Source organism: Thermoanaerobacter sp. CM-CNRG TB177, from assembly GCF_018588165.1.
GTDB lineage: Bacteria > Bacillota > Thermoanaerobacteria > Thermoanaerobacterales > Thermoanaerobacteraceae > Thermoanaerobacter > Thermoanaerobacter thermocopriae.
On record NZ_JAFCAC010000029.1, the window covers coordinates 50,064 to 56,063 of the forward strand.

The following is a 6,000-nucleotide window of genomic DNA, read 5'->3' on the forward strand; positions in this document are numbered from 1 at the left end:
GTGAACTTATCCATACTTTCCTCCATTTTTCTCATTTCTTCATATATCGCCAGTGAAAAATTTTAATTTTGTAACTGTAAGTTACAATTTCAACTACAACCCAAATGTAAAAGCCATCTATACTTATATTGACATCTTCTTACACCAAACACTCCATCTCTTTAGAAATTCTATTTAAATCTATCACTTCATCCGCTATATTTAAAAACTCTTGATTATGAGTAACAATTAAAATTATTTTTTCCTTCTTGAGTGCTGTTAGCATAGATTTTAATTTCTCAATACTAACAACATCTAAGGCAGACGTGGGCTCATCTAACACTATAACATCTGGATCTTTTAAAAATGCCCTGGCAATCGCTATCTTTAATTTTTCTCCTCCTGAAATGTTGCTGGAGGCTTCATTTAGTTTCGTATTTAATCCTTCATGAAATTTATCTATATTTACATTTAAATCTTTTAGCAGTTTATCAATAGTTTTATAATCGTAAACCTCCACCCCATATATTAAGTTATTGATAATTGTGTCATTAACTAATTTTGGTTCCTGTTCAGTAATTCCAATAATTTTCCTTCTTATGTAATACATGTCTAGTTCCTTAAGTTCTATTGAATTGTAATATATCTCACCTGAATAGTAATTTACTAAAATCCCAAGGATTACATTGATGAGAGTACTTTTGCCAGCTTCATTATCTCCAACAATGCAGTATATCTTTCCTTTTTTAAATTCATAATTGAAATCGTGTATAATTTCCTTAGAATTGTCATAAGCAAAGGAAACATTTCTAAGCTCAATAGTGTCTATCCCTTCTAATCTGATAGTACCATTTATCTCTTGGGGCTCATCTAATATTTGTCTTAATCTATCGTAGGAAACTAAAGCATCCTGATATGACTTACCCAAGTTTAAAAAGTATCCTACACTTCCTATCATCATCGAAAAATAACTACTAATTATCGTAAAATCTCCTATTGTTAAATTTCCATTTATTATTTCCATTCCGCCAACAAAAAATATTATTACCCTTGCAATAGTAGTCACCATTGAATTGCTGCTATTAAAAAGATAAGAAACTTTTGTATACTTCAGTAAAGAATTAAACATTTTTTCAAATGTGCTATTTAATCTTTCCCTTTCTTCCTTAAAAGTCGCATTTAGTTTTATAACTTTTACATTTTGCAAATTATCATTCATTTTTGAAAAAAATTCGTTTTGTTTTTCTTTTAATTCATAGCCTCGTATATATAGAGGTTTTTTAAACACAAAGTAAAAAAATATATATAATGGAATTAGAGCCATTAATTCTAAAGTTAATTTGGCATTTATTCTCATGGAAATATAGGCAAGAAAAATAATAGTTAAAGCATTAGTAAGAATATCCAGCATATTGGCTAATACAAAAGAAACTACTGTATTGCTGTCAGAGTTTATTCTTTGATTTAGATATGCACTGTCCACTCCTTTGAAATAAAAAATAGGCAATCTGGTCACGTGCTCCAGTGCACAAAAGTTCAAGTCTATCGCTGATTTGGTCTGAATTTTAACATAGGTATAGTTCATTATAAAAGAACTAATTATAGTAACTATACCAATTAATATTATCTTTGCTGTAAAATCGTAAATTACTTTGAAATCTTTACTTTGCAATAGAAGGTCAATATAATTACCTGTAATGTAAGGCACTATAATTGACATGAGCCATCCAATGATACTAAAAAACAGAAATACTGCCAGGGAGCTTTTGTACTTAAATATAAATTTTTTAACAAAGTTAAATATTTTCATATTGATCAACTCTCTTGCATTTTTTTAGAAATTGCCTTTTTTCTTTTTCTAAGATTTAATTAATTCCACCGTCTTTTGTTTCAGTATTTCGGCTTTTACTTCTGGATAGCCAGATTATTTCACTTCATAAAAATGAGCATAATTGTCTTTTAAAATGTTGTACATGTATTCAAAGTCTTCTATCTTTTGTTTTTCTGTCAATTCCCTTGACCAACATAAATTAAATTGTGTATTTAAAAAGGTATGGGTACTGAGAAATGTAATTGCTAAAAAAATACAAAAATAACTATCAAAACAGTTAACCTTTTCCTCAAAAATACATCCATCCTTTTATCTATAATTCTTAAAGGATAGTGATGCATCTAGAACTTTTGAGTTCAGATTTATCGCCATTAACATAACAATTTATTTTCTTACTTCATAGTTGGAAATTAACTTGAGCACGGGTACTAAACTTCTTAATTTTCTCAGGTAACCAACCTTGTAATAAATTGTTTTTTTAACAAATCTAAATATTCTCATGTCGATCAGTTCTTTCATGTATTCTTAAAAATTCTTTTCCTTATTTTCTAAAGCTTTAATTATCTCCTCTGTCTTTCGTTTTAAAAGCTCTCCTTTAACATTAGGATCGCTGTATCTAAATTTAGCCATTTCTATCTCTATCTCCGGCACTATACCTGTTTCAAAATAGGTCGTTCGTCTTCATTTAAAAAGGTTCCATACTCAAATCCTACAATTAATCCACTGTTAGGAAGTCTCATATATGATATCAGTGAACCATATCCTAGAGTATTTCTTCCTACCAAAAACCTGTTTTTTACAAAATTCAGCAAATTTTGTAGCTACTGAATAAATTCCTTATCCCTTTTAATTTCATTTAATACCCTTCTCCTCACTTTCTAACGATTTAATTACTTCCAATATCTTTTGTTTTAGTTCCTCGTCTTTTTCAAATGGGTCTTTAGGAATCATTTTTATTTCTATATCTGGTATAGTCCCTGTTTCAAAATATGAAGTACCATCTTGATTTATAATCATTGCTCCGTCAAATCTCACAATTAGCCCGCTGTTAGGAAGGCACATAATATCTGGCATAAACCAACCTCCATCTCCCGTAGTTCTCTCACCTATTAATGTAGCAAAACCTGTTTCTTTACAAAATTTTGCAAAGTCATTTGCTGCTGAACAAGTCGCTCTGCTAATTACCAAAAATATCTTACCATTAAAACCTACAGGATCTATATCTTTAAGATATTTTTCAAAATCTTTTATCGTATGCTTCATAGTCAGATAATATCTAAAACTCTTTTTTACTTCCATCGGGAGCAAGTTATACATAGGAAGTTTATCTATTGTATTATTTTTTAAATCCGGTACAAAATTTTCAAGGATTTTAACAACATAGTCACCGCCTCTTACAAGAAAAATTTCTTCTATCGATTAGTTTTCTACTCCTTTTAACTTATCTCTTAAGGGACCTATTATAGCTTCTAACCAATATTGACCATTACCTCCTTTATTATCGCTAATATCTATGAAAAGATATTGGTAATTTTTTATACTTTTCAAAAAATCGTATATCATCTCTCTTTCTTTTTTGTATTCCTCTCCTTCTTTGTGATAATCAATTAAAAAAGAGTAGATTTTCAAATAAGCAACTTTTCCAGGTACTACAATTTCTGTCACAACGTTTTCTTTTTTTCTTGTTCGAGAAAAGTAATCTTCTAGTTTACTCTCTTCATGTGCATTTTTAAAGATCTTCTCCCACATTTTATAGGAACTTTCCGATTTTCTAAGTATATCTTCATAAGGTTTCAAATTCACTGACTCCAACAGATATTTATAAGTCCCTGGATCTAAAACACGTGTATGACCATCATGTAATTTTAATAGAATATCATTCAATGCATAATAAAATTCCAAATTATTTTTCGTTTTCTTTATCTTTTCTTTAAATTTTTTCTTATGCTCTAGCCAGTCGTAACCATACATCTTTTTTACTTCATAAAAATGCGCATAATTGTCTTTTAGAATGTCGTACATATATTCAAAGTCTTCTATTTTCTGTCTTTCTGTAAGTCCCCATGGCTGATATAAATTAAGCTGTGTATTCAAAAAAATATGTGTACCGAAGAATATGATTGCTAAAAATACCAAAGTAAGCATTAAAATAGGTAACCTTCTGCTCAAGAATATATCCATCCTTTCACTTATAATTTTTAAAAGTAGCGATGCATCTAAAACTTAAAAGTTCCAGATGCATCGCTATTAACACAACAATTTACTTTTTACTTTCTTACTTCATAATAGGGTTCCAATTTTACAGGACGGCATATCTGTCCCCAACAATATGGACCCCAGCACACACAGGGACCTGGTATTTCTCCAAAATTTCTTGTTAAATCACAACAAGGTGCTATAGGAAGAATATTACTAGGGAACTCATTGCCAATTTCTTTATTATACCCTTCTATCAAATATTCCATTTCCTTCCACCTCCCTTCTTTTCATCCTTTATATAGAATGTGCGCACATTCTAATCAAGATTAATCCCCTAAAACATCATGGTTTAAACCTTTTCCTGTTTTTTTCTCTAATAGCTCTTTTGCTATATCCTTCAAATACTCTTCTAAAACATATTTATAATTTCCACATCTTTCTGGCATTCTTTCTATTCTCCTCCTTGGACACCCTCCCATACAAATTGGCAGTAGCTTGCAATCAATACACATTTCGTCCATCGTGGGATCATAAAGAAGATATTCCATGTACTTATCAATGTTCAAAGAAACTAAGGACTTGTCGTCCAATATATTCCCTACTCTATACTCTTCCATCCCTATATCAGACCAGCACTTATATATGTATCCTTCCGGGTCTATCACCATTGAATTTACCCTGTCTGCTCCACAAAAATTGTATCTTAAATAGGGGTACTTATGCATTAAATTATTTAAAAAACCTCTTTCTTTTAACACTTTTTCAAACATATAAGTAACCTTAGAATATTCATGCATAGACAGGCATTTATTTGGTACATAACAAGCATTTGTAGGTTCTATATATCCCAAATAAACGCTAAGTCTATTTTTTAATCCTCTCTTTTCTAACTCATCTAATATATCATTAACTCTGTTTACGTTTTCTTTGTCTATATTTATCCTCAAGGAAACATTTGGCATTATATCAATATTTTCTTCTATGTTGGTCAGTATCTTTTCAAAAGTCCCCCCTCCACTTTTTAAAGGTCGTCTCTTATCATGTACATCCTGGGGACCGTCTAATGTTATTTGTATAAATGATAATCGCAAGTTCTTAAACTGTTCCACTACTTCCCTCGTCAAGTTATACCCATTTGTCACAATAAATGCATCATATATAACTTCGTTTTCATCACAGAGTTTTATAATTCTTTCTGACATATCTTTGACAATGTCAAAAACCAACAGCGGTTCTCCTCCATACCAAATAATATTTACACTCTGCAAAAACTTCATCTGCCGCTTTATATATTCAACTATTTTATCTTGTACTTCTTCACTCATAAATACATCTTTCTGATTGTCCTTTTCATAGCAGTATACACAGGCAAAATTACACCCTAGTGTAGGTGCAATAGTTAAACCCAAATTTTTGTCATTAAATCTACTCCGCCAGAGATTGAAACGTAATAGCTGAAGTTCATCAACATTGTCATCTATGAGAAATTGCCCTTTTTTCAAGTCCTCTATTAATTTACTGTCATCAATTGGAATGCCTTTTTCCACATAATTTTTATACTTGTCGTAATTCTTTTTTTCCATTAAGGCTAAAGCTCCTGTTCTTGAATTATAAGCTACTATTTTCTCCAGCTCTTCAGGAAAGTCAAAGAAAAAGTTATATCTAGACGGTTTCATTTTCTCTCTCCCCTTAAAGAATTTTTATGCTGAGCCCATCTCAAAAACTTTTTACATAAAAGTTTTAAAATGTGCCTTCAGTCTGCTTGAAATCTATCTTGGCTTTGCATCTTTTTACTTATCTACAACTACTGAATGCCAATCTATTATATCCTTTTCTCCCATTGGTCCTATACTTTCGACACTTCCCATCACACTAAGACACCATGAATGCAGTAAAAGAGTAACTATTCTCTCCCTACTCCCTTTATTTTTCCTTCTCTTACCTATATAATATATGGTAAGTTAAACAATTTCAACCCGAATTGATTCTGG

The 6,000-nt window shown here is 30.7% G+C and carries 6 protein-coding genes and 1 pseudogene; all 7 read right to left on the reverse strand.

What is annotated here, in order from left to right:
• Positions 1-139: 139 nt before the first annotated feature.
• The 7 genes and pseudogenes from I4N53_RS01915 to I4N53_RS01935 all read right to left on the reverse strand — a co-directional run bounded on the left by I4N53_RS01915 (position 140) and on the right by I4N53_RS01935 (position 5,685).
• Positions 140-1,789, reverse strand: coding sequence for an ABC transporter ATP-binding protein (locus I4N53_RS01915; protein WP_214495457.1), 1,650 nt, complete (start codon positions 1,787-1,789; stop codon positions 140-142).
• A gap of 117 nt (positions 1,790-1,906) precedes the next feature.
• Positions 1,907-2,053, reverse strand: a pseudogene (locus tag I4N53_RS12600) (peptidase S41); the annotation flags it as partial.
• Between the two features lie 407 nt (positions 2,054-2,460).
• Positions 2,461-2,622, reverse strand: a complete 162-nt coding sequence (locus I4N53_RS01920) for a hypothetical protein (protein WP_214495458.1) — start codon at positions 2,620-2,622, stop codon at positions 2,461-2,463.
• Positions 2,623-2,662: 40 nt separating this feature from the next.
• A complete protein-coding gene (locus I4N53_RS12605) occupies positions 2,663-3,127 on the reverse strand; it encodes a S41 family peptidase (protein WP_370623293.1) in 465 nt (154 codons plus the stop codon).
• Between the two features lie 102 nt (positions 3,128-3,229).
• The gene (locus tag I4N53_RS12610; protein ID WP_370623294.1) at positions 3,230-3,979 is read right to left on the reverse strand and encodes a S41 family peptidase; all 750 of its coding nucleotides are present in this window, start codon (positions 3,977-3,979) and stop codon (positions 3,230-3,232) included.
• A gap of 98 nt (positions 3,980-4,077) precedes the next feature.
• Positions 4,078-4,275, reverse strand: a complete 198-nt coding sequence (locus I4N53_RS01930; protein ID WP_214495459.1) for a hypothetical protein — start codon at positions 4,273-4,275, stop codon at positions 4,078-4,080.
• Positions 4,276-4,335: 60 nt separating this feature from the next.
• A complete protein-coding gene (locus I4N53_RS01935; RefSeq protein ID WP_214495460.1) occupies positions 4,336-5,685 on the reverse strand; it encodes a radical SAM/SPASM domain-containing protein in 1,350 nt (449 codons plus the stop codon).
• Positions 5,686-6,000: the final 315 nt, after the last annotated feature.

Excerpts from the sequence above, each read along its gene's own strand:
- I4N53_RS01915 (WP_214495457.1), bottom strand. The coding sequence starts at position 1,789 with ATGAAAATATTTAACTTTGTTAAAAAATTTATATTTAAGTACAAAAGC.
- I4N53_RS12605 (WP_370623293.1), bottom strand. The coding sequence starts at position 3,127 with ATGTATAACTTGCTCCCGATGGAAGTAAAAAAGAGTTTTAGATATTAT.
- I4N53_RS01930 (WP_214495459.1), bottom strand. The coding sequence starts at position 4,275 with ATGGAATATTTGATAGAAGGGTATAATAAAGAAATTGGCAATGAGTTC.
- I4N53_RS01935 (WP_214495460.1), bottom strand. The coding sequence starts at position 5,685 with ATGAAACCGTCTAGATATAACTTTTTCTTTGACTTTCCTGAAGAGCTG.